The 26,922-nt window shown below is 62.6% G+C and carries 18 protein-coding genes; 9 read left to right on the top strand and 9 right to left on the bottom strand.

Annotation, left to right across the window (positions count from 1 at the left end; translation table 11 throughout):
* The first annotated feature begins 214 nt into the window (after positions 1-214).
* The 5 genes from ACHIRB_RS29905 to ACHIRB_RS29885 all read left to right on the top strand — a co-directional run bounded on the left by ACHIRB_RS29905 (position 215) and on the right by ACHIRB_RS29885 (position 6,720).
* Positions 215-1,561: a phenylacetate--CoA ligase family protein gene (locus ACHIRB_RS29905; RefSeq protein ID WP_395125217.1), complete on the top strand. Its 1,347-nt coding sequence runs from the start codon at positions 215-217 to the stop codon at positions 1,559-1,561.
* A 3-nt stretch (positions 1,562-1,564) separates the two neighbouring features.
* Positions 1,565-2,947 (top strand): putative glycoside hydrolase, encoded by a 1,383-nt coding sequence (locus ACHIRB_RS29900; protein WP_395125218.1) that lies wholly within the window; start codon positions 1,565-1,567, stop codon positions 2,945-2,947.
* A gap of 64 nt (positions 2,948-3,011) precedes the next feature.
* The gene (locus ACHIRB_RS29895) at positions 3,012-3,599 is read left to right on the top strand and encodes an AMIN-like domain-containing (lipo)protein (protein WP_395125219.1); all 588 of its coding nucleotides are present in this window, start codon (positions 3,012-3,014) and stop codon (positions 3,597-3,599) included.
* Between the two features lie 143 nt (positions 3,600-3,742).
* Positions 3,743-5,164 carry a hypothetical protein gene (locus ACHIRB_RS29890; RefSeq protein WP_395125220.1) on the top strand — a complete coding sequence of 474 codons (1,422 nt, stop codon included), beginning with the start codon at positions 3,743-3,745 and terminating at the stop codon, positions 5,162-5,164.
* A 32-nt stretch (positions 5,165-5,196) separates the two neighbouring features.
* Positions 5,197-6,720, top strand: a complete 1,524-nt coding sequence (locus ACHIRB_RS29885) for an O-antigen ligase family protein (RefSeq protein WP_395125221.1) — start codon at positions 5,197-5,199, stop codon at positions 6,718-6,720.
* 41 nt (positions 6,721-6,761) lie between these two features.
* On the opposite strand, the gene ACHIRB_RS29880 is transcribed toward ACHIRB_RS29885, so the two are convergent.
* Genes ACHIRB_RS29880 through ACHIRB_RS29860 form a run of 5 tightly spaced genes read right to left on the bottom strand, consistent with a single transcriptional unit; the run spans position 6,762 to position 14,834 of the window.
* Positions 6,762-7,967, bottom strand: coding sequence for a glycosyltransferase family 4 protein (locus ACHIRB_RS29880; RefSeq protein ID WP_395125222.1), 1,206 nt, complete (start codon positions 7,965-7,967; stop codon positions 6,762-6,764).
* Between the two features lie 24 nt (positions 7,968-7,991).
* Complete coding sequence (locus ACHIRB_RS29875) at positions 7,992-9,161, bottom strand: glycosyltransferase (RefSeq protein WP_395125223.1); 1,170 nt, start codon at positions 9,159-9,161, stop codon at positions 7,992-7,994.
* On the bottom strand, positions 9,158-10,243 hold the full coding sequence (locus ACHIRB_RS29870) for a glycosyltransferase family 4 protein (RefSeq protein ID WP_395125224.1): 1,086 nt from the start codon (positions 10,241-10,243) through the stop codon (positions 9,158-9,160). Before ACHIRB_RS29870 ends, ACHIRB_RS29875 begins: the two co-directional genes overlap by 4 nt.
* 41 nt (positions 10,244-10,284) lie before the next feature.
* Entirely contained in the window at positions 10,285-13,443 is a 3,159-nt protein-coding gene (locus tag ACHIRB_RS29865; RefSeq protein WP_395125225.1) for an oligosaccharide flippase family protein, read from the bottom strand.
* Positions 13,440-14,834 carry a polysaccharide pyruvyl transferase family protein gene (locus ACHIRB_RS29860; RefSeq protein WP_395125226.1) on the bottom strand — a complete coding sequence of 465 codons (1,395 nt, stop codon included), beginning with the start codon at positions 14,832-14,834 and terminating at the stop codon, positions 13,440-13,442. The genes ACHIRB_RS29865 and ACHIRB_RS29860 overlap by 4 nt, the downstream gene beginning before the upstream one ends.
* Before the next feature lie 371 nt (positions 14,835-15,205).
* Between ACHIRB_RS29860 and ACHIRB_RS29855 the strand changes: the two genes are divergently transcribed.
* The 4 genes from ACHIRB_RS29855 (at position 15,206) to ACHIRB_RS29840 (ending at position 20,322) form a co-directional block, all read left to right on the top strand.
* A complete protein-coding gene (locus ACHIRB_RS29855; protein ID WP_395125227.1) occupies positions 15,206-16,600 on the top strand; it encodes a GNAT family N-acetyltransferase in 1,395 nt (464 codons plus the stop codon).
* Positions 16,600-17,955, top strand: coding sequence for a glutamate-1-semialdehyde 2,1-aminomutase (locus ACHIRB_RS29850; RefSeq protein ID WP_395125238.1), 1,356 nt, complete (start codon positions 16,600-16,602; stop codon positions 17,953-17,955). Before ACHIRB_RS29855 ends, ACHIRB_RS29850 begins: the two co-directional genes overlap by 1 nt.
* 132 nt (positions 17,956-18,087) lie before the next feature.
* Positions 18,088-19,251: a glycosyltransferase family 4 protein gene (locus ACHIRB_RS29845; protein ID WP_395125228.1), complete on the top strand. Its 1,164-nt coding sequence runs from the start codon at positions 18,088-18,090 to the stop codon at positions 19,249-19,251.
* 93 nt (positions 19,252-19,344) lie between these two features.
* The gene (locus ACHIRB_RS29840; protein ID WP_395125229.1) at positions 19,345-20,322 is read left to right on the top strand and encodes a GDP-mannose 4,6-dehydratase; all 978 of its coding nucleotides are present in this window, start codon (positions 19,345-19,347) and stop codon (positions 20,320-20,322) included.
* Positions 20,323-20,326: 4 nt separating this feature from the next.
* Here the strand turns inward: ACHIRB_RS29840 and lhgO are convergent, their stop codons facing one another.
* The 4 genes from lhgO to ACHIRB_RS29820 form a co-directional block, all read right to left on the bottom strand.
* The gene (gene lhgO / locus ACHIRB_RS29835; RefSeq protein ID WP_395125230.1) at positions 20,327-21,562 is read right to left on the bottom strand and encodes an L-2-hydroxyglutarate oxidase; all 1,236 of its coding nucleotides are present in this window, start codon (positions 21,560-21,562) and stop codon (positions 20,327-20,329) included.
* On the bottom strand, positions 21,523-22,425 hold the full coding sequence (locus ACHIRB_RS29830; protein ID WP_395112271.1) for a nucleoside triphosphate pyrophosphohydrolase: 903 nt from the start codon (positions 22,423-22,425) through the stop codon (positions 21,523-21,525). Before ACHIRB_RS29830 ends, lhgO begins: the two co-directional genes overlap by 40 nt.
* Complete coding sequence (mfd, locus tag ACHIRB_RS29825; protein ID WP_395125231.1) at positions 22,422-26,054, bottom strand: transcription-repair coupling factor; 3,633 nt, start codon at positions 26,052-26,054, stop codon at positions 22,422-22,424. The genes ACHIRB_RS29830 and mfd overlap by 4 nt, the downstream gene beginning before the upstream one ends.
* 121 nt (positions 26,055-26,175) lie before the next feature.
* Positions 26,176-26,823 carry a TetR/AcrR family transcriptional regulator gene (locus ACHIRB_RS29820; protein ID WP_199705370.1) on the bottom strand — a complete coding sequence of 216 codons (648 nt, stop codon included), beginning with the start codon at positions 26,821-26,823 and terminating at the stop codon, positions 26,176-26,178.
* Positions 26,824-26,922: the final 99 nt, after the last annotated feature.

Genomic DNA, 26,922 nt, shown 5'->3' with positions numbered 1-26,922 from the left:
CAGAAAACACACCGCTCGTTAGCCAAAGAACGCACGCGGTCACACGCGGATGGATGAATAATTGGACATTGCGCCGTTAACGCTCGGCAACTCTGGTGGCCGACGCCGTTCGTCGTCACAGCAGAAGTCGAGTAGCCAGTTCGCTGTGAAATACTCGCGGACGCCGCAGCGATGGCATATCGAGACCTCGTCCACGCGCACGAAAGCAGGTCACATGACACCGCCAGGTGGAGCAAAGAGCCTCAAACATCGCATCAGGCGTGCACATCCCTTGCGTTTTCCGATGCGCCGCACGCTCGATGCACTCGATCACGCCGACGCGACGCGGATCAAAGGGTTTCAAGAGAAGCGCCTCCGCGCCCTCGTGCGTGTCGCTGCCGCACGGGCGCCCTTCTACCGCGAGTACTTCCGGACCTCCGGTATCGACCCGCGCGACATTCGCACTCTCGAAGATCTGGCACTGCTACCGCTCATCTCACGGACCGATCTGGCCGAACGAGCCGAAGATTTTCTCGTCTATCCGCGCAAGCTGATGTGGGCCGCCCGGTCGAGCGGAACGTCCGGCGCTCCGATCGCCAGCTATCGCACCATGGGATCGTCGGTCTACGAGTTGTCGGTGCTCGAACGCCAGTGGGGTTGGTTCGGTCTGCCGGCGGATTCGAAGCGTGTCGTACTACGCGGCAGCGACTTCGCCGCTGATCAGGACGGTAAGCCGACGCAGCTGCTGCCCGGCGCGCGGCAGCTGATGGTGTCGAGTTTTCACCTCACGCCGGAGCACCTCGGCGACATTCTCGACGAAATCCGTCGCTTTGCGCCGGACGCGATCGAAGGCTGGCCGTCGAGCATCGCACTTCTTGCTGCGCTGCTGCGTGAACAAGGTGAGAAAGTCCCCGTCACAGCGATCATCACGTCGTCCGAGGTGATGACGCCCGGTCAAATCGCACTCATGCGCGACGTCTTTGCCGGACCTATCGTCGACCACTACGGCCAGACCGAACGCGTCACGATGGCGGGAAGCTGCGAAGCGGGAAGCTTCCACGTCTTTCCCGATTACGGCATCGTCGAGCTGCATCCTGTCGATGGTTCCGACACGAGGTGGGAAATCGTAGGAACAGCGTTGCACAACTGGGGCTTTCCGCTCTTCCGCTATCGCACCGGCGACGAAGTCGGCCCCGCAGCGACAGGACCGTGCGCATGCGGTCGATCCTACGAACTTCTCGGCGCGATCGATGGCCGAGTCGAAGATTCGTTCACCGCTGCCGACGGCCGGCTCCTGCCGTTACCGTCGACGATCATCGACGACCTCGACGGCCTCCGCGAAGCGCAGATTGCCCAGCTTGCGCCGGGAAGGTTCGAGGTGAGAGTGGTTCCCGGCGACGGCTACGACGCTGACGCGACGATGGCGCATGCTCGGCGCAATGTCGATCGGATGTTCGGAGCGGACCAGATTTTGACGCTCAAGGAGTTCGACCGTCTGCAACGACCCGCGAGCGGCAAGCTCAAATCGGCCGTGGTGGAGAACGCAGTCCCGACGCCGACATCTGGACCCGTGCCAGAATGAAGCGTGAGTGACCCTGGCCGGCCCGAGCCGACGAACTGGTTCCGCCGTTGGCATCTCTACGCGATCACGCTCGGCGCAACCGTCGTGCTCGTCGTTTCGTACTTCTCGGATCTCGGGACCGAGTCGGTCCAATTGGTAGCGCCACCGATTCGTGACAACACCTCGCCGCTGCCCTATCCGCGCACAGGGACCTATTTCATCGAGCACGACGCGTTGCCGACCGTCGAAGAACTCGCGCGATACGACGTCGTCGTGATCGACAGCGAGTGGCAACACCGCGCACCGAAATCGTTCTTCGACGATCTGCGGCGAGCGAATCCCCAGGTGCGATTGCTCGCCTATGTGAACCCGGTTTATGCGCTTCGAGAAATTGGGTCGCGAGAGTACTGGGCTAACAACTACAAGATCTGGCAATTCGGCGACGACAAGGTGAGCCGCTTTCCCGACGAGTGGCTTGCCAGAACCGCGAACGGCGAACTGGCCGATGTCTGGGACGGCCGCTATCTGACCAACCTCACCGACGAAGCTCCGCGGGTGAACGGTCAGTTGTACGTCGAGTACGTCGCAGATTGGGTGATCGATCAGATCTGGTCGACCGGGATCTGGGACGGGATTTTTCTCGATGTGTGGGGCGATCGGCTCTACAACACCGATCACGAGTCGTGGGATATCGATCGAAACGGGACCGACGAACTACCAGAGCAGATCTATGGTCCCGATACACCGATGGACCGTGGCCTGACCATCGGTGAACAACGGATGCGCGCCGCGATGCCGACCGCGCTACTGGTGATCAACGGTGTCCGCGTACTTCGGTCGGCGATGATCGACGGACGGGTGTGGGAAAGTTTCACGGACCCGCTCGCTGATCGAGAGGCGCTGGCCGACCTGACCAATTACGTCGACGTCTCGACCGGAACCGACCATCGGCTACCCGGCATGATGATGACCATCGACACCCGCCGTGTCGAAGCCGGTTCGCCGCAGGATTACCAACGCGCCCGCTTCGAGTTGGGCGCAACGCTGCTACAGGACGGCTACTGGGCTCCGATGGGCAGCAACTACGGCGAGATCGCCTATTACGACGAGATGGACGGGGGTGGACTCGGCCGCGGATATCTCGGTCGAGCACGCGAAGACAATCCGGACATGGCCGCGTTGAGCAAGCCGAGTGTCGACGGCACCGGTTCGCCCGCGACAGGCGTCTTCCGGCGGGATTTCGACAACGGGATCGTGCTGGTCAATGCGGGCGATGCGCCGCAAACAATCACACTGGAGCGGACCTATCGACGATTGCGTGGAACGCAGGATCCGAACACGAACAACGGCGAAGAAACAACGGCGGTTACGCTCGCACCGAAGGACGGCATTGTCCTGCTTCGATAGTCTCTTCGACGTCCCTCCGACCGTTGGACGACCGCAAGTACGAGCACAAGTTACGGTGGTGAAAATGTCAGTACGACGGTACGGCGCAAAGGCTTCCGTGGCACGAAGCGCACTCGGCGCCGCCGCGATCATCGGGCTGGCGCTACTCGCCGGATGTACCGATTCGACGACTATCACCCTCCCACCGGTGACAACACAAGCTCCAGACAGTCCATACAACCAAGACCGCAAGACTGGTGTACCCGAAGGCGAGGCGGTCGGGATCTCGTTGACGAAGATCACCGTCCGCCGAAACGGCGACACCGATCGTGTCGAGTACCAGTTCACCGGCGACGCGATTCCTGGCTGGACCGTGCAATATGTGAGCCAGCCGGTTCAAAATGGCACGAACCAACCGTTCCCCGTAGCGGGCCGATGGATTCTAGAGGTCCTCATTCGCGAAGCACCGAACCCTTTCGGTACGACCGCACCGCCGTACTCGGGTCCGGACACCCTGACGAGTCCCGAAGCCAAGTCGATCGCCGAGGTCCGCTACTCGACTGTCGATCGGCAGGTGACTCAATCGTTTATCGGATTGAATGCCGATCAACCGGTGTTTCGAGTCACGTCGCTGGAGAATCCGACTCGAATCATTGTGGACATCGGCGCCTAGCAATCGGCATTCCTCGTCCCCACGACGGCCAAGTAACGTAGAACTCGTTATGCGGGATGAACATGCCGGGCGCGACTCGTACCGGTGCATCGTGCGGATCGATGCGATCACGTTTTCTCAACGCAGATCTTGACGGAGGGCAATTGTCACCCACACTAGGTACCCATATCGAAAGGGTCTGGCGGCGGCGTCGCATGGTCATCGCGATCACGCTGGTCTGCGCGGTCGGATCCGTAATTGCATCGCTTGGTAATCAGACGACTTATACCGGTCGTGCTCTGCTGTCGGCATCGACGCAAACACGTGCGCCCGAGCAGGACGCAATTCTTGCGCAGGGCTACTCTTTCTACTTCAACGATCCGTCATACCAAGAAGTCGTGCGTGAGCGGTCGGGTATTCCGGACGACGTCACATCGTTCGTCGCACAGTTCGTGTCGGCAGGTCCGCTCCTCTATGTCCAGGCAACCGCGACCGATGCCGAGGTAGCGCGCGAGGCCGCAGGGAAGCTGGCACAAACCTTCATCGGCGAGATCAACGGCCATCTCGACGCGAGTCGCCAGCAGACGATCGACGACATGACGACGGCCTTCGACAAAGTATGGGGACCGAAGCTCGCGGCCGACGATCCCGAGGCCGACACCGCCCTGCTACAGCTGCAGAAGGAGATCGACGACCTCAACGGCAACCAGACCAACCGGCTCACTATTCTGCAGACCGACAGCGGCACCGTCGCCATGCCGGCGAGCAAGGTGATACCGCTCGCGAGCGGCGTCGTCGGCGGGCTCGTCCTCGGCTGCGTTGTGGCACTTCTGCTCGGAGCGCGAACGCGTCGGCTCTACACCGAAGCCGATGTCGCGGAGAAGACCGGCGTACGGGTATTGGAGACGATTCCGGTCGGCGGCGGTGGAGTCGACGAGGAACGTCGCCAAGTTCGGCTGCGACACCTCGCCAACATCGTCGCCAAGTCGAGCGCACAGTCTCCGGCGGTTGTCGCTGTGTGCCCTACCACACCTGGCACGGTCGGCAGCGAGGTTGCATTCGCTATCGCCCAGCAGAGAGCAATTCAAGGCGTCCATACGGTTTTCGTCCGCGCGAATCTCCGCGACGGTGCACAGGACGGACCCGGGGTCGCCGAATTCTTGAGCACACCAGGCGCATTGCACGTCCAGCGCGCCGCGGGTCCAGCCGAACTGGACATCGTTTCCCAGGGCGAGACCACGGGCGACCCGTACGGTCTGTTCGATCGCGAGCGGGTTCGTGAGCTCATCGGGCAAGCGGGCGACAACGCAGATCTCGTTGTGGTCGAAGCACCCCCGATCGCCTCCGCCGCCGAGGGTCAAGTCATCTGTGACGTCGCCGATCGCACGCTGCTGGTGCTCGAAGCCGGACGTACGACCGTCGAGGACGTTGCCGAAGCCATTCGCGTGCTCGAGCAGATGGGCGGCGACGTCATCGGCGCCGTTCTCGTCGAACGAACTCCACACCCTGCCGACCATTCGCGGCACCGCGTTGGGGCCGGCGCAACCGAAACGGTTCGGGCGGCGGACGTCCGCAGCGCGCGATGACATCGACGACATCACCGAAATCGGAGACACCGATGAAATCGGCCGCCCTGGCGCGGGTGGGCGATACCGTCCGGCAGGGCACGATCGAGCACAAACCGACCAGGTTCGCCGTCGCCGCCTTTGCCGTCGTTCTCGGACTAGCGGTGACGTTTTATGCCGCACCTCTTGTACCCTTCGGCCTCGTCGGCGCTGTCACCGGTTTGTTGGTCGGCATCGCACTTGTTGTTATCGGGCTGCGAAACCCTGTGTGGGCGTTCGTGTTTCTCATCGTCAGCATGTTCGTCCGTGCTGCTTTGCCGAAATTCCTGCCGACCGATCCCTTTCTGTTCGCGTTTGCAGGTCTGATCGTGTCGACGATCTTCTGGGTCGCGGCGCAGCCGGAGCGCCGGATTCGATTCGGCGCCGTCGAACTGACCATGGCGCTGTACGTCCTGTGGAACATCCACTCGATTCTCACGCCGCACGAGTACCGCCCGATCATCTATCCGCTGACCGAGGAGACCCTCAGTGTCACGCGCTATCTGCTGATCGGAACGGCGATACCGTTCGCGACCTACGTGATCTCGCGAGCAATCTTCAACACCGAACGGGCAATGCGCATCCTGATCGCCGCAATTCTCGGTTGCAGCGCGTACTCGGCATGGGTCAGCATTCTGCAGTTCCATGGACCTCGTGCACTCGTCTGGCCGCGCTACATCGTGGACACGCCAGGCTGGGAGGGACGAGCAAACGGACTACCGAACCAACCCGAGGTCAACGGCCTGATCCTCACGGTCGGATTCGTTCTCGCTTTGGTGCTGCTCGGCATGAAAGACCAACCGCGCTGGCGCAAGCCGATCTACGTGGCAATCACCGCCGCCTGCGGCTACGGGGTGTTCCTCACCCATACCCGCGCTATCTGGCTCGGCTTCGCGGTCATCATCATCATGGGCCTCGTCCTTGCCAAGGGCTATCGAGCCGGCTTCGTCATCACGACGCTCGGTGTTGTCGGTTACATCGTGATGAACTGGTCGACCTTCACCAGCGCGGACCGTGACGCCGGGGGCGTCGGGTCGACGAACGAAGTTTTCGACAGGCTCAACGCCGCCGCGACGGCACTGTGGGCCTTCTCCGAGAAACCCTTCACCGGCTGGGGGCTCGGGCGGTTCGTCTCGGTCAACACATATCACCACCAGCAATGGTCACCGCAGACCAAATGGGAACGCGGGCTGGGTATTCCAGCCCACCTGAACGAACTCGGAATTCTTGCCGAACTCGGTCTCATCGGACTGCTCCTGTGGTTGACCGTCCTGTTTCTCGTCTCGAAGAAACTCCTCAGCAGCTACCGCAGCCTGCCGGAGCGAGGCATTCTGGGTCGCCCCGTCGGCTTCGCCGCTCTGACAGCCTTCGTTTCGATCGTCCTCGCAGGCCTGTTCGTCGACCTACGGATGTTCGACTATCCGAGCACCATGGTGATGGCGTTGGTCGGCGCTACCGTCGGCACCGCCGAACGACTGACCCGACCCTACGAGCTCCCGCCGGATCCCTTGCGACCGTTACGAAAGACTCCGCTGTGAGTGCCGCCGCGAACCGAGCTTCTTGACCGGAGCTTCGTGACCTACTTCTTGGTTACCGAGGTTGCGAAGACACGTTCGTAGAAGGCGATGAGATTGCCACGCGAGGTGTCCCAGGACAGTTCGCGCTGCACACGATCGCGGCCGAACTCCCCCATCTCCTTACGTCGGACGGGATCGTCGAGCAATTCGTCGATCGCGACCGCGAAGGCAGCTTCGTCGTTAGCCGGCACATAGACTGCAGCCTCGGCAGCGGACACGCGTGCTTCCACGAGTTCGAAGGACACCAAAGGCCTTGCCATTGCCATGTATTCGACAACCTTGTTCATCGTCGACACGTCGTTGAGCGGATTCTTCGGATCAGGCGAGAGGCAGATGTCCGCAGTCGACAGGCAGGTCTGCAGGAACTCGTCGGGCACCCGTCCGGTGAACTCGACGATGTCGTCGATACCGAGTTCCTTCGACAGCGCCACCATGTCGTCGAAAGCGTCGCCGCCACCCATGAAGACGAAATGTGTGTCCGTGCGCCCGATCTCGTTGCGCAGATGCGCGACTGCACGCAGCGCGTAGTCGACACCGTCCTGTGGTCCCATCACACCCAGATAGGCCCCGAGATACTTCTTGCCGCGCGACAAGCTCGGATCGGGGTCTCTGGGTATGAAACGCGAGAGATCAGGCGCACTTCGAACGACGGACACACGCTCGGCCGCCATCTTGCCTCGCTCGATGGCTACCTTTCGATAGCTCTCGTTCGTCGAGATGACGGCATCGGCCAACGCAAAGGTCATGCGCTCGACCAACTTCGATACCAAGAGCAACGGCCCGCCGCCGCTGGAGAACCGAGAAAGGAACAGCTCGGGTACCAAGTCGTGCTGATCGAAGACGAACTTGGTCCCGAACGGCCGCAGGACGAGGGCGATGAGGAACAGCAGGTCCGGCGGGTTGCACGCGTGCACGACATGAACGGGCCCGCGGCGACGCACCTGCACGGCAAGCCGAAGCGTGTGCCACAGCGCGAGCGAGTACTCGCGTAGATATCCGAGCGGTCCGCCCGTCGCGGCGCGTAGCGGATAGCGAAGGATGCGAACGCCTTCGATGGTCGCCTCTGCCTCGGTGTCCTGCTTCGCGCCCTTCGGGCAGATCACCGTGACCTGATATCCGGCCCCGACGAGCGCTCGGCTTTCCTGCCACACGCGGCGGTCGAAGGGAACCGAAAGGTTCTCCACCAGGATCAGAATGTGCCCACTCATCGAATCACTTCCGTCGATTTTCCGTTAATTGCTGTTGGTCAGCGGGTTTCGTGCAGGCTCGATGCCGGCAACATCTTCGAAGGCGCGCTCCGCCGCGGCCACACTGGTTTGCAGACTGAACTGCGACTCGACCCTCGCGCGAGCCGCGGCACCCATCCTTCGGCGCAGCTCCGGGTCGGAAAGAATATCGATCAGACGATCGGCCAACGCCGCTGAATCGCGGGGTGGCACAAGGTATCCGGTTTCGCCGTCCGCGATCATTTCCGGTACCCCGCCGACGGCCGTACATACTGCTGGCCGCCCAGCCGACATCGCCTCCAGCAACGCCATCGGGAAGCATTCGACACTGTAGGAGGACAGCACGAACACGTCCATCGCGCGCAGCAGATCAGCTACGTCCGAACGGGAACCAGCGAAGACCGTGCGGTCCGCGATACCGAGTTCGGCGGCCAGACTCGTCGTCTCCGCGCGCATGACGCCGTCGCCGACGATGAGGAACTTTGCATCGGGCAGCGCCTGCGCAACCAAGGCGGCAGCGCGCAGAAAGTTGGCGTGGTCCTTCTCCGGACGCAAGGCCGCGAGGATGCCGACGACCAGATCGGTCGGCCCGATACCGAGGTCGGCGACCGCACGACGATCGTCCGTCGGATCGAACGACGAGGGATCCACGCCGTTGTAGATAACTCGGAATTTGTCGGCTGGATAGCCGAGTTCGTCCACGACGTAGCTTGTTTGGGCCCGAGCAACACCGAAGTATGCGCTCGTGAACCGGTCGAGCACGCGATCGGCGACCACTCTGACTCGTCCCCTCGGCTCGGTGTCGCCACAGTTGTGCACCCAGACGACGGTTTTGTCGATTCCTGCCCGACGCGCTGCGATGCGGCCGAGCATCTCTGCGTTGTACCCGCGCATGACCAGCAGATCCGGTTTTTGCCTGCGAAATTCCCGCACGAGGTCGGCGAGGGCCGCCAACATCTGCCGTTTCGATCTGTGCAACGCAATGGCGGGGACACCTGCCGCGGCGAGATCACCGAAGAGGGCACCTTCTTCACCGAGGCAGATCACGGACGGTGCGAAGCGGGCGCTATCCAGATTCGGCATCAACGTCGTCACATGCCGTTCCGCGCCGCCGACACCGAGATCGGGAACGAGGTACAGAACTCGCAACAGTCGAACCTTCTCGCTATCGGTCATCCCTGGAGCTCCCTGTACAACTCGTCGAACTTGCGCCACAGGACGTCCGCGTCGAAATCTTCCCTGACCCGTTGCAGCGCAGCAGATCCCAGTCGGGTGCGCGCATCGTCGTCACGTACCAGCCAACCGAGTGCTGCCGCCAGCTTGTCGACGTCGCCAGGTGGAACAAGGACACCACACGTCTCGTCTATCAAATCGGTGATGCCACCGACAGGGCTGGACAGCACACACAGACCGTTCGCCATCGACTCGAGGATCGCCATCGGCTGGCCCTCGTTGTGGGATGGCAGTGCCAGGACCTGAGCCGTGCGTAGCAGTTGCGGCACGGTATCGGACGGGATCCAACCCAGCACGTCCACGCTGTCGTCGAGGCCTTTCGCGGTCACCAATGCTCTCGCGCGCTCGACCTCACCGTCACCTGCGATGGTCAGGCGGGCGGGGATGCGCCCGGCCGAGTACTCCGTCCCTATATCGGCAAGCATCGCTGCCCATGCTTCGATCAACGCGAAAGTGCCTTTACGGTCACCGACTCTGCCGAGGAACAGCACGTGGACAGGCTCGTCCGCTCCGGGTTGCGTGATCGGGGCTTGCGCTTGCACGCTGTTCGGTACCGCGACGATTCGCGCAGTCGGCGCGATTGCCGACAGCCGCGCGACCCAACTGCGACCGAGTGCGACAACGACGCTCGCGTGCGTCAACGAATCGCGGATCGCCCATTGCACCCATCGCGGTGATTTCTCGTAGAAGAGATCGAACTCGGCCCCATGGATGTGGACCACAACGGGAACCCGAAACAGACGAGCCAACAGGTGCAATAGGTATTTCCGGAAGAAACTTCCGTAGGAGGCCATGTGCAGATGCACAACGTCCGGTCGCCGAAAGATCAGTTGGAAGACGAAGTTCACTAACCCTGCCGCGAAGGTACCCACCTTCACTGTCGGATTGCCATCACGATGAGTCGCGACGTGATGGACGTTCCAGTCCGACCAGATCGGCATCCCAGCCATCACACGGACGAAGCTGGCAACGCCGCCGCGGGTGGACATACTGGTGGACGCCCACAGAGCTCGTTGTCGAGTCATGCGCACCACTGGATGCGACGTGCCGCGAGATCGACCATCGGTCAGTCGGATCCGTGGGACGTCGCGGTCGACGCGGTCTGCTCCACGCCGGCCGCGTCCTGGCCCGTCGACCGGTCGGCAGCTGCAGTCGGCGCGCTCGGAAGAGCCGGCGGGCCGTCGTCGCGAACGTCGATCAATACCGATCCGAGCAGTGTCGTATCGACCTGATCGAGCAATCGGAGTGCTTCTCTGGCCTCGTTCGAGCGCGACGCGGCGGTCTCGAGTACCAGCACTGCTTGTCCTGTCGCTGCGCAGATGACCTGTGTCTCCGCCGCATCGAGCAGCGCCGGTGCAGCGACGACGACGAGGTCGAATTGTGCAAGCAGTTCATCGACGAGGGCACCGAAGCGTTCGCGCGTCACTGCGGTAAAGGGATCGCCCGAGATGGTTCCCGGCGACAACTCGTACAAATCGGCGCTACCGCCGCTGACCAACACCGAGTCGAGAGATGCAGACCCGAGCAGGATCTCGCCGACGCCTCGACCGTGCGTGTGGCGGAGATCCGCGTGAACGAGCACAGTTCGTACGCCTTGTTTCGCGCGCGCAACCGCAAACGCACGAGCCACTTGTTCGGTTCCTACCGTCGCATGTGGCGATGTGAACGTGATGGCGCGTGTCGTGGCCGCTAGGGCCACCCGCGTCACCAACTGCCGAATTCGATGATCACGCAGTGCTGGTTCGGCAGCAGAGCGCGGGACGGTCGACAACGGCTCGAGTCCGACCTTGCTGACGACGTCGCCGGTGGACCGTAGTCGCCTGGAGAACGCGCCGAGACCGAGTGCGGCGATGACGCCGAGAACAATGCCGACGCCCAATCCGATTGCGGCCATGGGGGCGTGCGCCGGCGAATTCACGCTGGCTTCGGATTCGAGCTGCAGGTCGAGCAGTTTGTTCGAGGTGTCACCGTTGATCTGATTGATCTTGTCCTGCATCTGCGTCAGCGCGATTTCGCTGACGATTCCATTGGCGGCACGAATGTCGTCGAACGGCTTGCGGACCGACGCGATGGCCGAATCCTGCGCGGCTCGCAAACTTGCATTGATCTCGTCGCGGAATGCGGTCGCGGCCTTCGTCGCTGCAGCGGCGGCCAGCTCACTCGAATCGGCGGTCGCATCGATATACAGAATCGGACTCGATGCGGCAGTTCGAGCAGACAGGCTCACGTCGCCGGCAATTCCAGCAGTTTGCTTGAGCTTGTCCTGATATTGCGCGTCGCTGAAATAGTCGGCGTATCCGACTGAGAGAACAGCATCCTGCTCGGGCGCTCGATTGGGTGAGCCGATCGTGAGCGAAGCACGGCTGGTGTAGGTGGTCACATCGCTCTGAGATACGAAGAGCGACAGCGCAACCGTGACGAGGGCAACGCCGAGAACAACCCACTTTCGAGCCCACACTCGATCGATATGAACCCGTATGCCGCTGCTCAACTCGCCTCCATCGTACCGCTGATAGTTCTTTTGCCATGTTGCGCGCTGCGCCCGCGCGCCGAAAGGGGACCGAGCGATGCCGAACGGGACTGTCGCTATCCGTGCGGTACTCCTGGCCAACGAGAGCTTACGTTGAATTGGTTGCTCGGCACTCACTGATTCGCCGGTTTCCGAATCTCCGCCCCCCTTGGGTGGGCGCCGAATTGCTCGGCCGACGAGTCGCAGTCCGACTCGGAAGAGTTCGCGGGTAGCTGCCGGTGCAAATATTGCGAGAATGCCGATATAAACGACGAGGTATACGAACGTCGCTAGTGACAACAGTAGAACGGCCGTGAGCAGCGATCGGTACTCGGCTCGAAACACGAAGTTTTCGAGAGCCCACGTGACCGCGAGCGCGATCGCCGCGGCGGGTAGTGGCGGCAGGACCGCGAGGACGACCTGACGCACCGACACCTGGACAACCGGGATTGCGAGACCAACCACGACACACGCGACGATGAGCGCTGTTGCCGAGACGGCGATGCCGACCCCGATCAGTCCGAACAGATTGACCAGCAGCAGCAGTAGGCCGATGCCGAGCAAGATTTCGGTCATCGTCTGCCAGTTCAGCAGCCGTGTCCGGCCCGCACCTTTGATCGCCTCTTCGCTCACGCTCATCCAGGCTTTGCCCAAACCCAAGCCCGCCATGGCAACAACGAGTGTTCCCGCGGCACGCCACGGCTCGCCGAACACGACGACGACAGCCGGTTCACCGAGCGCAATGATCAGCCCGCAGATCGGTGCCGCGGCGGTCGTGGCCCACTTGAGTGCGCGAAGATAGGCAGCTTTGAGTCTCTCGGTATCGCCCGCGATACGGGAGAAGGCGGGGAACAAGGAGACCGCGCCGATCTCGATGACCATGCGGACCGGTATCTGGGCTATCCGCTGGCCGTATCTGTACTGGCCGAGCGCCGCCGAGCTCAAGGTCCGACCGACGACAGCGGACTCGACTGCCTGTTGAATTCGAGAACCCATCAAGCCGATGACGACAGGTGAGCCGAAGCGGGCAAGCTCCCGCCACAATTTGTACGACGCCTTACCTCGTCCCGGGCGCCAGTCGGTCAAAGTCCATACCGCGATGATCCAAACGATGTAGGAGACGTAGGTCCCCACGACCATGCTCCATACACCGAATCCGCAGGCGGCGAGGACAACCGAGACGACGGCGAAACTCAACGCTACGGCCGGGCTGACGATCAGTCGTCGTTTGACACTGAAATTTCGCTGCAGGAACGCGTCCGGAACGTTGGTCAAGGAGAAGAGCAGCAGCAAACCGGAAGTGAGCGCAGCAATCGCCGCGGCGGTGCTGCTCTTGAAGATCATCCCGATGATCGGTGCCGCAGCGAGCGCGCACAGACTCATCACGACGCCGCTGGCAATCGTGGCCCAGAAGACCGTTTCCGCTGCGTCCTCCAGATCGCCCTCTCGCTGCACCAGGCCCGCTCGCAGACCGCCTTCGACGAAGTTGCTCAACAACGCGGTCAGCACGGTGCCTGCCACGAAGAGTCCCACTTCGGTCGGGCTCAGCAGCCGAGCCAGAGCGACCGTCTGTCCTAGGGTCACGATCTCGCCGAATACGAGGGCCAGCGCCGACGCCCCCGCGACCCGTCCGATGCTCTTCGTCAGTGTGTTCGGGTCCGTGAGCGCGTCGTCACCGGATTTCGCCGTCGCACCGTCGACAGCAGCGTTGCTCACAGGGCTCCGTCGTGGCGGTCGACGAGATCGAAGACCGCGTCGAACGCACGCTTGCTCGCGTCGATCTGCACGACTGCGCGATCCCGCAGATCCGCACGAGTGGAGTCGGTCGTTTTCCACGCCGCGCTGATCGCGGTGTCGAGTCGATCGGACAGGTCGTCGTTGGAGAGGTGGACGAGGTCCAGTCCGCCTCCGAACATGTCGACGAGGCCGAGAAACTTGTCGTCGTAGTATTCGGTTGTGGTCAGTCCAACAACCGGGATGCCTTGGCTCAGCGCGAACACCGCCAGATGATATGCGCCCGTGACCAAGATCCGGCACTCGGCGACGCGAGCCGCGACCTGTTGCGGAGATGCGAATCTGCCGAGCGGTGCACGGACCCGCGCCGCGCCGCGCACCAGCGGCATCGTCGTCTTGCGATCGGGCGAACCTGGGTGCTCGGCAATCATCAGAGGGACAAGTCCGACACCGAACGAGGCCGCGGCAGCGCGCACGACGGTACCCACTGTCTTCTGCGCGACCTGCGCCACCGGCGCGTAGTCCGCAACACGCAGACATATTCCGATGTCTGCTCCAACACTGTTGCGCCGGGTCGCGTACGACATTTCGATCGCGTCGTCACCGGTGATCATGACCTTGTCGGGTGAAACGCCCAGTTCAGCGAGGAGCGCTGGTCCGCGGCGGCGTTCGCGGAGCGCAATAACGTCGACTCCTGGCAGCACCGCTGCTGCACGCGACCGCAGATCTGGATCACGTAGCGGTCCGAGGCCCTGGCCGATGACGGCGACCGGAACTCCGGAACGCTTCGCATAGCCGAGCAGGTCGAGCACACGCCTGGCTTGTGGTCGATCGGAATCTGTCAGGTAGCCACCGCCGAGCGCGACGACCAATGTTGCTTCGCGCACCGCGCGCGCCGCATCGGGAACCGCAGCACTGACGTCTGTCGGTTCGGTCGTTGCGGCGGCCGCGGTCTGCGGTTGCGCACTTCGTCGATGTGAGACGTTCGACACCAGATCGAGGAGCCGATCTCGACCGTGCCGTGCCCGTGGCGCGAACCAGGCGCACCCTCGCAGTCGAGCGACAACACCAGGGCCGACGAAGGCAGGTCCAGCAGTCGCCGCCAGCCGTTGGAGCCGCCCCGGTCGGGCCCACGGATCCTGGGAATAGCGGGTAATTCCCCGAGCCCCGGGGCAATATGCGGACAAGAGGAGCGGCGAATCGGTCATAACGCCGATTTGGGCGCTGGGCCAATGCTTCTGGAGCCTGTCGACCGTGACAGCCAGCATCGCGAGATCACCGTTGTTGCGCAGCCAATACTCGCTGTTTTCGATGAGGATACGGTATTCACGTCCGCTGCTCGGCCGCGCAGTCACTGCGTCGTTGTCCACCATTGTTTCTCCGAGCAATCGATTCGGCACGTCGAGCCAACGGTAACCCAGTTCGTTGAGAGGGACCTTATCGATGGAGTGTCCGATCGCATGGGAAAAAGCCAGTTGTCGTCCGAAAGTGCGCAGCGTCTCGGGAGCGGGTGCTGTGGCTACGGGAATCGCCGGGATTCGCGCTGACGTATCGTGACCACGGTAGCTGATGCTTCCAACAAGCAAGTTCGTTACGACGGCGGCGGCCTCCGGTGGCCTGATTGCCCGAAATTCGCTGGGTATGTGATCGGCATCGCATCGGTGTCCTGCTCATTTCCGATAGCTGCTAATGTTTCCGGACGCCTCCCGTGGCGGCCTCGCAGCTCCGAAAGCAGGTCTAGTTGGTGCGCTCCAGGGCTCTGTCGACACCCTCCGCCGTATCGATTCCACGAGCCGCGTTCTCGCAGGTCCATCTCGGACCCGTGTCGTTCGCGGGACGCGCTGTCACCGTGCGTACCACCCGCTACGCCGATTTCGCGCGCTGGCGCGACATTCGCCTGCGTGATCGGCGCTATATCGAACCGTTCTGGCTTACCTCACCACTCACGTGGGAGGAGCGCCACACCGAAGCGCACTGGATCCGCGAGTGCATGTACCAACGTAGGACGTTGATCGACCGGCGGACCCTTCCGCTTTCGATCGAGGTCGACGGCGAGTTCGCAGGCCAATGCAACCTGTTCCAGGTAGATCTCGAATCAGGTACCGCAGAATTGAGCATCTGGCTCGGATCGCACGCAGGCGCACACGGCGTCGGGGCGATGGCGGGCGCCATGGTCGCCGACTACGCGTTCGACACCCTCGGCCTGCGCCGGCTGATCGCGCCGGTCTGCACCGATAATCATGCGGCCGCACACACCGCCAAGCGCGGAGGAATGACGCGCGAGGCAACGTTGTCCAGTTTCTTGGACGTCGGAGGAAAGCGTCGTGACCACGACCTCTGGGCCGTGACTGCCGACCGCGTCCCGACTGGCGGGTTGATAGAGCTGGTTCTCGCCTCTGCAGGCAACGACGCCCCGAAACAAGCTGTCATGGCGACGACGACGAAGCATACGTTCACTCCTTCGCCTCCCGCACTGATCGGATTACCGAAATCCAGGGACGCAAAGGTTGCCATTGCACGCTTTTTCATCGGCTTTCCACGACGCCTCCTCGAAAGCCATCCAGGCACAGCGGGACCCGATCTGCTGCACTCCACCGGGTCGCAGGCCACGGCCGTCGCGCTGCGGTCGAGCCGGATCGCCGACGGCTCGGCGTGGCGGCTCAGCCGTCGGCACACCGACCTGATCCGTCCCGTCTCAGCGGAACTTTCGGCCCCGATTCTGCGCCGCATTCCCCTGCACGCGAACGCCTTCCGGATCCGGTCACGAGTCGCCCTGCGCCGAACATCTGCACTCGCCTACGCGCTGGAGGTTGCAGGACAACCTGTCGGCACGTGCGAACTGCGCGGCCTCGATCCGCACCACGGGACGGCCGAACTGCATGTCGTCGTCGACTGGACCAATCCCCTCGTCGACCCGAGTACCACTGCCACGGGGGTGGAACTACTTCTCGGCTACGCATTCGATGTATTGCGTCTCGAACGCGTCGCGGCGACCATCGACGCAGGCGATGCCCGCGCAATCGAGGTGGCATCTCGTTGCGGCCTGAGTCGAGAGGGAACCATGATCGGCGCAGAACTCGACGCGGACGGCAACCCTGTCGACCTCGATCTGTGGGCAAAGACATCCGGGCGCTCCTGATGTCGACGATCAACGACGACCCGACCTCACCGACACGCAGCTTCGAGCGGTCGAACGCATTGCAGTCCCGGCTGCACGAACTCGTGCCCGGCGGAGCGCACACCTACGCGCGCGGCGCCGATCAATATCCGGAGTTCATGGCGCCCGTTCTCACCGGGGGGTCCGGTTGCACCGTCTGGGACGCAGATGGCAACTCCTATGTCGAGTACGGCATGGGACTGCGGTCGGTCACCCTCGGCCACGGCTACCGGCCCGTTGTGGACGCCGTGTGCGCCACCATCGCGAACGGCACCAACTTCAGTCGACCTACCGAATTGGAAGTGCTTGCCGCAGAAGATTTTCTACAGCTGGTACCAGGCGCCGACATGGTCAAGTTCGCGAAGAACGGCTCCGATGCCACCACAGCCGCGGTCAAACTGGCTCGCGCAGCAACGGGGCGCGAGAAGATCGCGATCTGTGACCAGCCTTTCTTCTCCGTCGACGACTGGTTCATCGGCACCACCGAGATGGCGGGCGGGATACCTGGCGAAACCACCTCCCGAACGGTCACATTCCGCTACAACGACCTCGAATCGCTCGCCGCGGTGCTGAGCTCGGACGATGTCGCGTGCGTCGTCATGGAAGCAGCGACAGCAACAGCCGAACCAGCACCGGGCTTCCTGCAGGGTGTGCGCAACCTGTGCGATCGACACGGCACTCTGCTCGTCTTCGACGAGATGATCACCGGCTATCGGTGGTCGGCGGGTGGTGCACAGACTGTCTACGGAGTGCAGCCGGATCTGTCCTCGTGGGGGAAGGCCATGGGTAACGGGTTTCCCATCTCGGCTCTCGCAGGCAAACGCCGCTACCTGGAATTGGGCGGTCTGCGGACCGACGAAGATCGGGTATTTTTGCTGTCGACCACACACGGGCCCGAGACCGGAGCTTTGGCTGCGTTTCGGGCGGTCGTCCGCGCGTACGCAGAGGAGGACCCGATCGGTCGAATGGAAGCCACAGGGCGGTTGCTGGCGGATGGCGTGAATGCCGTTTCGGCCGACCTGAATCTTTTGGAATACGTTCATGTGGTCGGCCGCCCGTCGTGTCAGGTCTTTATCACCAAGGACACATCGAAACGACCGTCGCAGCCGTTCCGCACGTTGTTCCTGCAGGAGATGTTGCGCAACGGCGTACTGGGTCAGTCGTTCGTCAACTCGGCCGCCCACACTGTGACCGACGTCGAAAAGACGATCGACGCCGTCCGCGCGTCTTTGCAGGTTTACGGCCGAGCAATAGAATCCGGCAGCGTGGACGGTTTCCTTCGCGGTCGACCGGTCGCACCTGCATTGCGGCGCCATGCCGCGCCGCGCCGATTATGACTTTCCCGCGACCGTCGTTCGCCATATCGAATCTCGTCGCTATTCATTCGCGGACTGTGCAATTGCGGGTACGGTAGGCGTGCCCCGAATGACATCGTGGCCGCACAGAGCTTGTTATTTCGAGGAGAACACGTGGGCTTGAACGTCGTCATGATTGCGACCTATCCATTCGAGCCGGGCAAAATCGTCGGCGGTATCGAGTCCGTAACCAGCACGCTCGTGCCCGCGCTCGCCGCCCAGGACGACATCGACACTCTGACCGTCCTCCGCTTCCACGATGGGGAAGTGCCGGTACACACCCGCAAGGAGGGCGACAAAGTCGAGGTCCGCTATCTGCGTGGTCAACCTAGGCTCAGCGTCGCAACTCGATCGATCCTCGATGTGCGCCAAGCGCGCCGCATCATCAAGGAACTGCAGCCGGACGTGGTGCATGCGCAAGAGATAGGCATGCGTGGCGATATCGCCACTCAAATCACCCAGAATGCTGTTGTGACCGTGCACGGCCTGGTGCACGTCGAGACCAAAATGCAGGCGCAGGCCAGCTTCAAGGAGAAGCTGCGGTTCTATTTCGTGGAAAGCATGGTCAAACGAGTTCTGCGACGTGCGAAGGTCGTTATTTCGATATCGGAATACGACGCCAAAGAATTGGCTGGCCTGGTGCACGGCACACGGATGAGCATTCCCAACCCGACCGCGTCGGAGTTCTTCGAACTTTCGCCATCCGGTCCGACCGAGCCACGCCTGCTGTTCGCAGGTGTTCTGTCGCCTCGCAAGAACCCGGAAGGTCTGCTGAATGCGTTCGCGATCGCGCGCGAGAAGGTTCTGGCTGCCAAGCTGATCATGGTGGGGCCGCAGCCGGATGCGGCGTACGCGCAGACCATTCGCGATCAGGCCGACCGACTCGGCCTCGGAGACTCGATCGAATTCGTCGGACTAGTCGAGAACGAACGTCTACGCGACGAGATTCAGCAGGCAAGGGCCGTCGTTCTCTTCTCACGCGAGGAGACAGCACCCACAATTCTTGCCCAAGCAATGGCAGCGGGAAAGCCAGTAGTGTCCTCGCGCGTCGGCGGTGTGCCGGAGATGGTCAGCGACGGCGAGAACGGTTACCTCGTCGAACAGGGTGACGAGGCTGCTTTCGCCGAACGAATGATTGCGTTGCTGGACGACCAGAACTTGGCCCTCGAGCTGGGAGCCCGAGGGCACACGATGGCACTCGATCGCTTCGAGCCGAACGCAGTTGCACGTCGCACGATCGATGCCTACCGACACGCGATAGGTGCGCAGCAGCACTGACAGCGTCGACTCGGTAACAGAAGATCCGTTCGCCGAGATGATCAACCCGAAACCACTCGTCCAGGTAGCCAATTTTTGAAGGAGAACGTCTCTGTGACTCAGTCGAACGAACCGTTGGAGTGGCAGGGAAAGTCTGTCCTCATCACCGGTGGAGCCGGTTTCATCGGAAGCCATCTCGCGGGCCTACTCGTCGATGCCGGCGCCGACGTGACGGTGTTCGACACCTTCGCCTCGGGCAGCCGCGAGAATGTGGCCGCAATAAACGATCGAATTTCGCTGCAGGAGCGTGATATTCGTGAGCTCGACTGGGAGGCCTACCTCTCCGAGAATCACGTCGACGTGCTGTTTCACCTCGCTGCGAATGCCTACGTGCCACCGTCCGTCGAATCGCCGTCCTTCGACTACGAGCTGAACTTCGCGCCGGTGTTCCGTCTGCTCGAAGCACTGCGCAAGCTGAAGTGGCAGGGCCGGATGGTTTTTGCCTCGACCGCTGCCGTCTACGGCAACTCGGTACGGATCCCCATCAGCGAAGAAGACCTCACCGTGCCGATCTCGCCGTACGGCGTCGGCAAGTTGGCAGCCGAACGCTACCTCGCGGTATTCGCCAATCTCTACGGCTTGAAGATGGCATCACTCCGCTTCTTCTCGGCATTCGGTCCGCGACAGCGAAAGCAGGTCGTCTTCGATCTGCTCGCCAAGCTGAGCGCCGACCGCGAGAAGATCTTCATTCACGGCGACGGCACCCAGGTACGCGACTTCCTCTACGTCGAAGACGCGGCACGGTCGGCCATGATCGTAGCGGGACAGGGCGCGTTGACCGGTGAGGTGTACAACGTCGGTTCCGGCAAGGAATACACAATCGCTCAGCTTGCGAAGTCACTGTGCAAGCTCACGGGGCTCGATCCGACATTCGACTACAGCGGGACGAACCGCCCGGGCGACCCGGAGAAGTTGGTCGTCGACATCTCTCGGCTGCGGTCGATCGGCTACGAACCACAGGTCGACTTCGAGCAGGGACTCGCGAACACCATCGCCTGGTATCAAGAGCAGACCGGAGAGACCTGGAAGTAGGGACTCAGCGCCTCAGCTTGTCCGCGATCATCTCGGCGATAGGCAAAGCCGAGGTGGCAGCGGGCGAGGGTGCGTTGAGCACATGGACCGAGCACGGGGTCCGCTCGATCATGAAGTCGTGGACCAGGGTCCCGTCGCGCAGGACCGCCTGCGCCCTGATTCCGGCTTCGCGGGGCAGCAGATCGCTGCGGGTCAGTTCGGGGCAGTACTTGCGGCAGCGTGCGAGGTAACCGCGCTTGGAGAGAGAGTCACGCATCTCCCCCATTCCGGTCCGCATGTTGGCGCGGGCGACGGAGTAGAAGCCGCGGAATCTCAGGTACTCCCAGACGTCGCGGCCGTCGAAGCCGAACTTTCTGTACTTCTCGCGAGCAAGCCCGAGGACGGCATTGGGACCGACCGTCAGTTTCCCGTCGGCGGTCGGACTCAGATGCACACCGAGGAACGGCAGATCCGGGTCCGGGATCGGGTAGATGAGATGGTGCACCAGCTTCGATCGGTGCTCCGGAAGTTCGTAGTATTCGCCGCGGAACGGGATGATCTGAAAGTCGACCGCGATGCCTGCGAGGCGAGCCATCCGGTCGGCCTGCAAACCGGCACAGACGACGAGTTGCTTTGCACTCCAAGATTCTTCGAGGCTGTCGATCGCGACTCCGTCGGTCGACTCGGTGATGCCGACGACCTCGACTCCCAGCTTGATCTCGCCACCGGCGGCGCGAACCGAATCAGCTAGGACGTCGGTGATTCGCCGATAGTCGACGATGCCGGTCGTCGGGACGAACAGTGCGCCGGTCCCTGTGACTGCAGGCTCGCGACGGATCAGTTCGGCGCGGTCGATGACTTCGACATCGAGACCGTTGACCTTCGAACGCTCGTACAGCGCAACCATTCTCGCGTGCTCGACCGGATTCGTCGCGACGAGCAACTTGCCACGAACATCGAACGGGATGTTGTGTTCGGCGGCAAATGCTTTCGTCGCTTCCGCACCGCGACGGCTCAACTCGGCCTTCAAACTGCCTGGCTCGTAGTAGATGCCGGAATGGATGACACCACTGTTGTGGCCGGTCTGGTGGAAGCCGAGACTGCCCGCCTTCTCCAGCAGTAGCAGGCTCGCATCGGGGTGCCTGCGCAATATCTCACGCGCAGTTGCGACTCCGACGATGCCGCCGCCGATCACGCAGTAGTCGTACATCGCAACCTCGCCTAACGGTTCTGTTCTGATGTCGGCCAGAATCTGTGCCACTGCTTGGCGAACAACGCACGCCGCTCGCCCCGTTCGGCCTCTGCAGCATCTTCGGCCGCTCGGATGTCGGCAACGAAGGCGAGCACAGCCTTCCGAAGTTCCTCTTCCGCGCTGCCGTACAGACCGATCTCGACGCGCTTGAGCGTCTCGGGAACGAGGTCGTCGGGCAGACCGGCCTTGGCGCTGCGGGAGCGCACCTTCTCCGCTAGCGCCAGCGCGGGCAGTGCCATCGCGATGCCGTCGACGCACGAGCGACGCGCCTTCTCGCTGGCTTTCTGGTTCTCCCAAGCTTTTTCCTGTGCGGCGACGTCGATCGGGCCGACCATCGTGTCGTCGAGGTGCGGACTGCGATGGGAAAGCTTCGCCACCAGCGTCGCGGCAACGTCGTCGACGACGAAATCGCCTGCGGCCTGAGCGATCCGAGAATGGAACAACACTTGCAGTAGTAGGTCGCCGAGTTCTTCCTTGATCTCGGCCGCATCCGATCGACCGATGGCGTCGAGCAGTTCGTAGGTTTCCTCCAGCAGGTACGGTCGCAGCGAATCGTGGCTCTGCGTCACCTCCCAGCCGCCGAATCCCCACAGCCGATCCATGACGTCGACTGCTTCCAGCAAAGCGTCGCCGGGCAAGGACGGTGCAGCAATCACGTTCTCGCCGTTGCTGATCCGGGCGAGCACTGCCTCGCTGCGCGGGTCCGTGCTGATGAGCACGGCATCGACTGCGTCGGGCGCAAGTGTGCCGGGGATGCGCCAGCGCACCGAGACGGGAACCTCGACCGTGTACTGCACAGGCCCGCCGAGAAACTCGACAGCCTCCAACGGAACCAGCGTCGGTCGCAGCGGGTCGAGCAGAATCACCGTCACACGAGTACTCCGAGTGGAGCTGAAAGATTCACCACACCAGCAGGTTTACCATCCATGGCGAGAAGTAGGTCGGCAATGAACTGCAAAAGTGCCACATCGCGCACGCGCGCCGACCCGACGGAGTCCTCGACCCGAGGCAGGGGCAACGTCACCACATTTGTCGCCGCCCGATAGGTCGCGCTCGGATAGAGGCGCTTGAGTCGGGTCTGCTTGGAATCCGGCAGGATCATCGGCGTCAACTTCAACGACGTTCCAGCGACGGCGACTTCGGTGATGCCGTACTCCCGGCAGAGCAACCGCAGCCGCGCAACCGCGACGAGGCGATCGACCTCGACGGGAAGCGCGCCGTAGCGGTCCATCAACTCAGCAACGACGCCTGCGGTTTCCGAATCATCGTTCGCCGCAGCAAGTTTGCGGTACGCCTCCAGCCGAAGCCTGTCGCTCGCAACGTAGTCGGGCGGGATGTGCGCGTCGACAGGCAGGTCGATGCGCACCTCTTTGACAGCCTCGTCGGTGGTGATCGGCCGACCGTCTGCCGCAGCTCGATACGCCTCGACGGCCTCGCCGACCAACCTGATGTACAGGTCGAAACCGACGCCCGCAACATGTCCCGACTGCTCCGCGCCGAGAACGTTACCGGCACCACGGATTTCGAGGTCCTTCATCGCGACGGCCATGCCGGCACCGAGATCGGAGTTCTGCGAGATGGTCGCGAGGCGGTCGTATGCCGTTTCGGTCAACGGCTTTTCGGGTGGATACAGGAAGTACGCATAGCCACGTTCACGGCTGCGGCCTACGCGACCGCGCAACTGGTGCAACTGCGACAGTCCGAGCGCGTCGGCACGCTCGACGAGCAATGTGTTCGCATTGGAGATGTCGAGTCCGGTCTCGATGATCGTCGTGCACACCAGCACGTCGTATTCGCGCTCCCAGAAGCCTTGCACCGTTCGCTCGAGCGTGTCCTCGTTCATCTGGCCGTGCGCGACGACGATCCGGGCCTCGGGCACCATGTCGCGAATTCGCTTGGCCGCCTTGTCGATCGTGCTCACCCTGTTGTGCACGTAGAACACCTGGCCGTCGCGAAGTAGTTCACGCCGGATCGCGGCCGCTACCTGCTTGTCGTGATAGGCACCGACGTAGGTGAGCACGGGATGCCGCTCCTCCGGCGGAGTCAGGATCGTCGACATCTCACGAATACCTGCGAGGCTCATTTCGAGCGTTCGCGGGATCGGTGTCGCGGACATCGTCAGTACGTCGACCGCGGTCCGCATCGCTTTGATGTGTTCCTTGTGCTCGACACCGAAGCGCTGCTCCTCGTCGACGATGACAAGTCCCAGATCCTTCCACCGCACACCGGTCTGCAGCAGGCGATGGGTGCCGACGACGATATCGACCGTTCCGTCTGCAAGGCCCGCCAATACCTCGCGCGATTCCTTCGGGTGGGTGAACCGCGACAAACCTTCGACTTTGACGGGGAAGGCGGCCATCCGTTCGGTGAAGGTCTGCAGATGTTGTTGTGCCAGTAGCGTTGTCGGCACCAGGATGGCAACCTGCTTACCGTCCTGCACGGCCTTGAACGCTGCACGGACAGCGATTTCGGTCTTGCCGTAGCCGACGTCGCCACAGACAACGCGGTCCATCGGAACCGACTTCTCCATGTCGGCCTTGACCTCGGCGATCGCCGTCATCTGGTCGACGGTTTCGGTGAACGCGAACGCGTCCTCCATCTCCTTCTGCCACGGGGTGTCGGGCCCGAACGCATGGCCCGGCGCTGCCTGGCGGGCCGCGTACAACTGCACGAGCTCACCGGCAATCTCACGAACAGCCTTGCGCGCCTTACGTTTTGTGTTCGACCAATCCGATCCACCCAGCTTGGACAGCGACGGCATCTCGCCACCGACGTAGCGCGAGAGCTGATCGAGGGAATCCATCGGAACGAACAGTCGGTCACCCGGATGCCCGCGTTTGCTCGGCGCGTACTCGATGACCAGATATTCGCGCCGTGCTCCGCCGATGGTCCGTTCGATCATCTCGACGAACCGACCGATGCCGTGCTGGTCGTGAACGACCATGTCGCCTGCATTGAGCGCGAGCGGATCGACCTGATTTCGCCGTTTGGCGGCCAACCGCTTGCCGTCACCCGCGGCGGAAATACGGTTGCCGGTGAGATCCGACTCGGCGACCACGACAATGCCAGCATCGGGTAGTAGCAGGCCCGCACTGAGAGAAGCACACAGCACACCGACCACACCCGGCTCGGGTTCGGCACCGCCTGCCAACGTCCCCGCGGGGACCTCGGCCTCGGCGAGACGCTCGAGTATGCGCTGCGCGGTGCCGTGACCAGCAACGACGACAACGGCGCGCCCGCCCGTGGCGACATGCCCGCGCAGCATTGCGAACAGGGTCGCCAGCTCGTCTTCGGACCCGCGAGCCGTCGGAGCGTGCTGGACGGCGAGCTCGAGCTGATCGCCACTGCCCGAGGCGAGCGGACTGATCGTCCACCACGGATGCCCGCCCGCATCGGCAGCCTCGCGCACCTCGCGCAGCGGACGGTAGCCGGACGCCGCGAGATCGAGCCCCTGCCCACGCAGATTCGACGTGTCGATCGGAGCGGCACCACCGATCGACGCCGCGGTCCACGACGCCTCGAGGAACTCGATGCCTGTTCGGACGAGATCGGCTGCGCGCGTGCGAATCTTCTCCGGATCGCACAGCATGACGTGCGCACCGTCGGGCAGTACCTCGGTGAGCAACTGCAATCGACCGGGTATCAGAACAGGAAGCAACGCCTCCATACCTTCGACCGGGATGCCCGCCGCAAGCTTCTCGAGCATCTCGACCAACGCGGCGTCTGCCGGATTGTCCGTCGCCAACTGCGCGGCACGATCACGAACCTCTTCGGTCAACAGCAGCTCACGGCACGGCGGAGCGATCACGGCATCGACGGTCTCGTCGACGAGGGAGCGCTGATCCGCCACGGAGAACGCTCGCAACTCGGTGACCTCGTCACCCCAGAACTCGATCCGAACAGGGTGGTCTGCGGTGGGGGAAAAGATGTCGAGAATGCCGCCGCGGACAGCGAATTCGCCACGTTTGCCGACCATGTCGACGCGTGTGTAGCCGAATTCGACAAGCCTCGTGATCAGGTCGTCGAAGCTGTACTCGGTTCCGACCCGAAGGGTGATCGGGACGATGTGGCCGAGGCCAGGTGCCATCGGCTGCATCATCGAACGGATCGTGCTGACGACGACTCGAAGGGGCGGTCCGTAATCGGAGTCGTTCGGGGCGGCAAGACGTCGCAGCAATTCGAGCCGCTTGCCGACAGTGTCGGCACCTGGCGACAACCGTTCGTGCGGCAGCGTCTCCCACGACGGAAACTGTGCGACCGCGCCGCCGAGAATTTCCCGCAGCTCGGAGGTGAGGTCGTCTGCTTCGCGGCCCGTCGCCGTGACGAGAAGCACGTGCGTCCGCTTGGCGATCACAGAGGTAAGGAACGGCCTGACGGCATTGGGGCCGACGAAATCGAGCGACCGACTTCCGATTCGATCAGCGATACCGGCGAGCGCATCGTCGGCGCATACTGCGGCAGCCAAACCCGCCATGGGCGGTGAAATGGAAGACAACAGCATGCTCCTGAACGCAGGGGTAATCAGATCGGCCGTCGAACCGAGGACCGATCCACGATTCTATGAGGTTGCACCGACACCCGCCGTTGCGGTGTCACCTCTCGTGCCGTGTCAGAGCTGAGCGCTACGGCTCGTACCGTCGCAATCGTCGCGCGGCGAACTCACGGAAGTAGGACAGTTTTTCCTTCGGCACCAGTGAGGGCAGCAGGAAATACCAGAGCCGCTCCATCCGCGCTGCCATCTGATCGACGGAGTCGGTCCCGACCGCGACGACGTGAACGCCGGCTGTCAGTTCCTGCCACAGCATCCCGACGACCTCGGGATCGAGATCGGACTCCAGGTCACCCTGCTCGATCGCCCGCTCGGCGAGAATCCGATGCGTCTTCTCCCAGAACGCGGCGATGCTGTCACCCTGGGTGCCGCGGTAGTCGCCGATCTGATGATTCAGCTTCAACATCGCCGCAACCATCGGATCGTTCTGCGTCAGGTCCGCAATAACGTAGGAGATCCCGATGCAGGCCTCCAACGCGGGAACGCGGCTGTCGAAAAAGCCCTTGCAGGCTTCGTTGAGCCGTTCGCTGCCCTGATCGACGACCGCGCGCGCAAGTTCTTCCTTCGAGCCGAAATGGAAGTAGAGAGCGCCCTTGGTCACATTCGACTGCGCAATGATTTCGCTGAGGCTCGCGTTTGCGTAACCTAGACGCAGAAACACATCAGCGGCACCGGCCAGCACGGAGTCGCGAGTGATCTCCGCGCGTGCTTGCCTAGCCATTCTTGCCTCGCCATCCCCGGATCAACCCGACATTACGACCCCAACAGCACACAAAGGTTGAGTGAACCGTACCACCGGGGCGGATTTCACCCAGCGCTT

Source organism: Antrihabitans spumae (assembly GCF_043944905.1).
GTDB classification, from domain to species: domain Bacteria; phylum Actinomycetota; class Actinomycetes; order Mycobacteriales; family Mycobacteriaceae; genus Antrihabitans; species Antrihabitans spumae.
The sequence above is the reverse complement of the archived record's forward strand: the minus strand, read 5'-3'. Positions and strand labels throughout refer to the sequence as shown.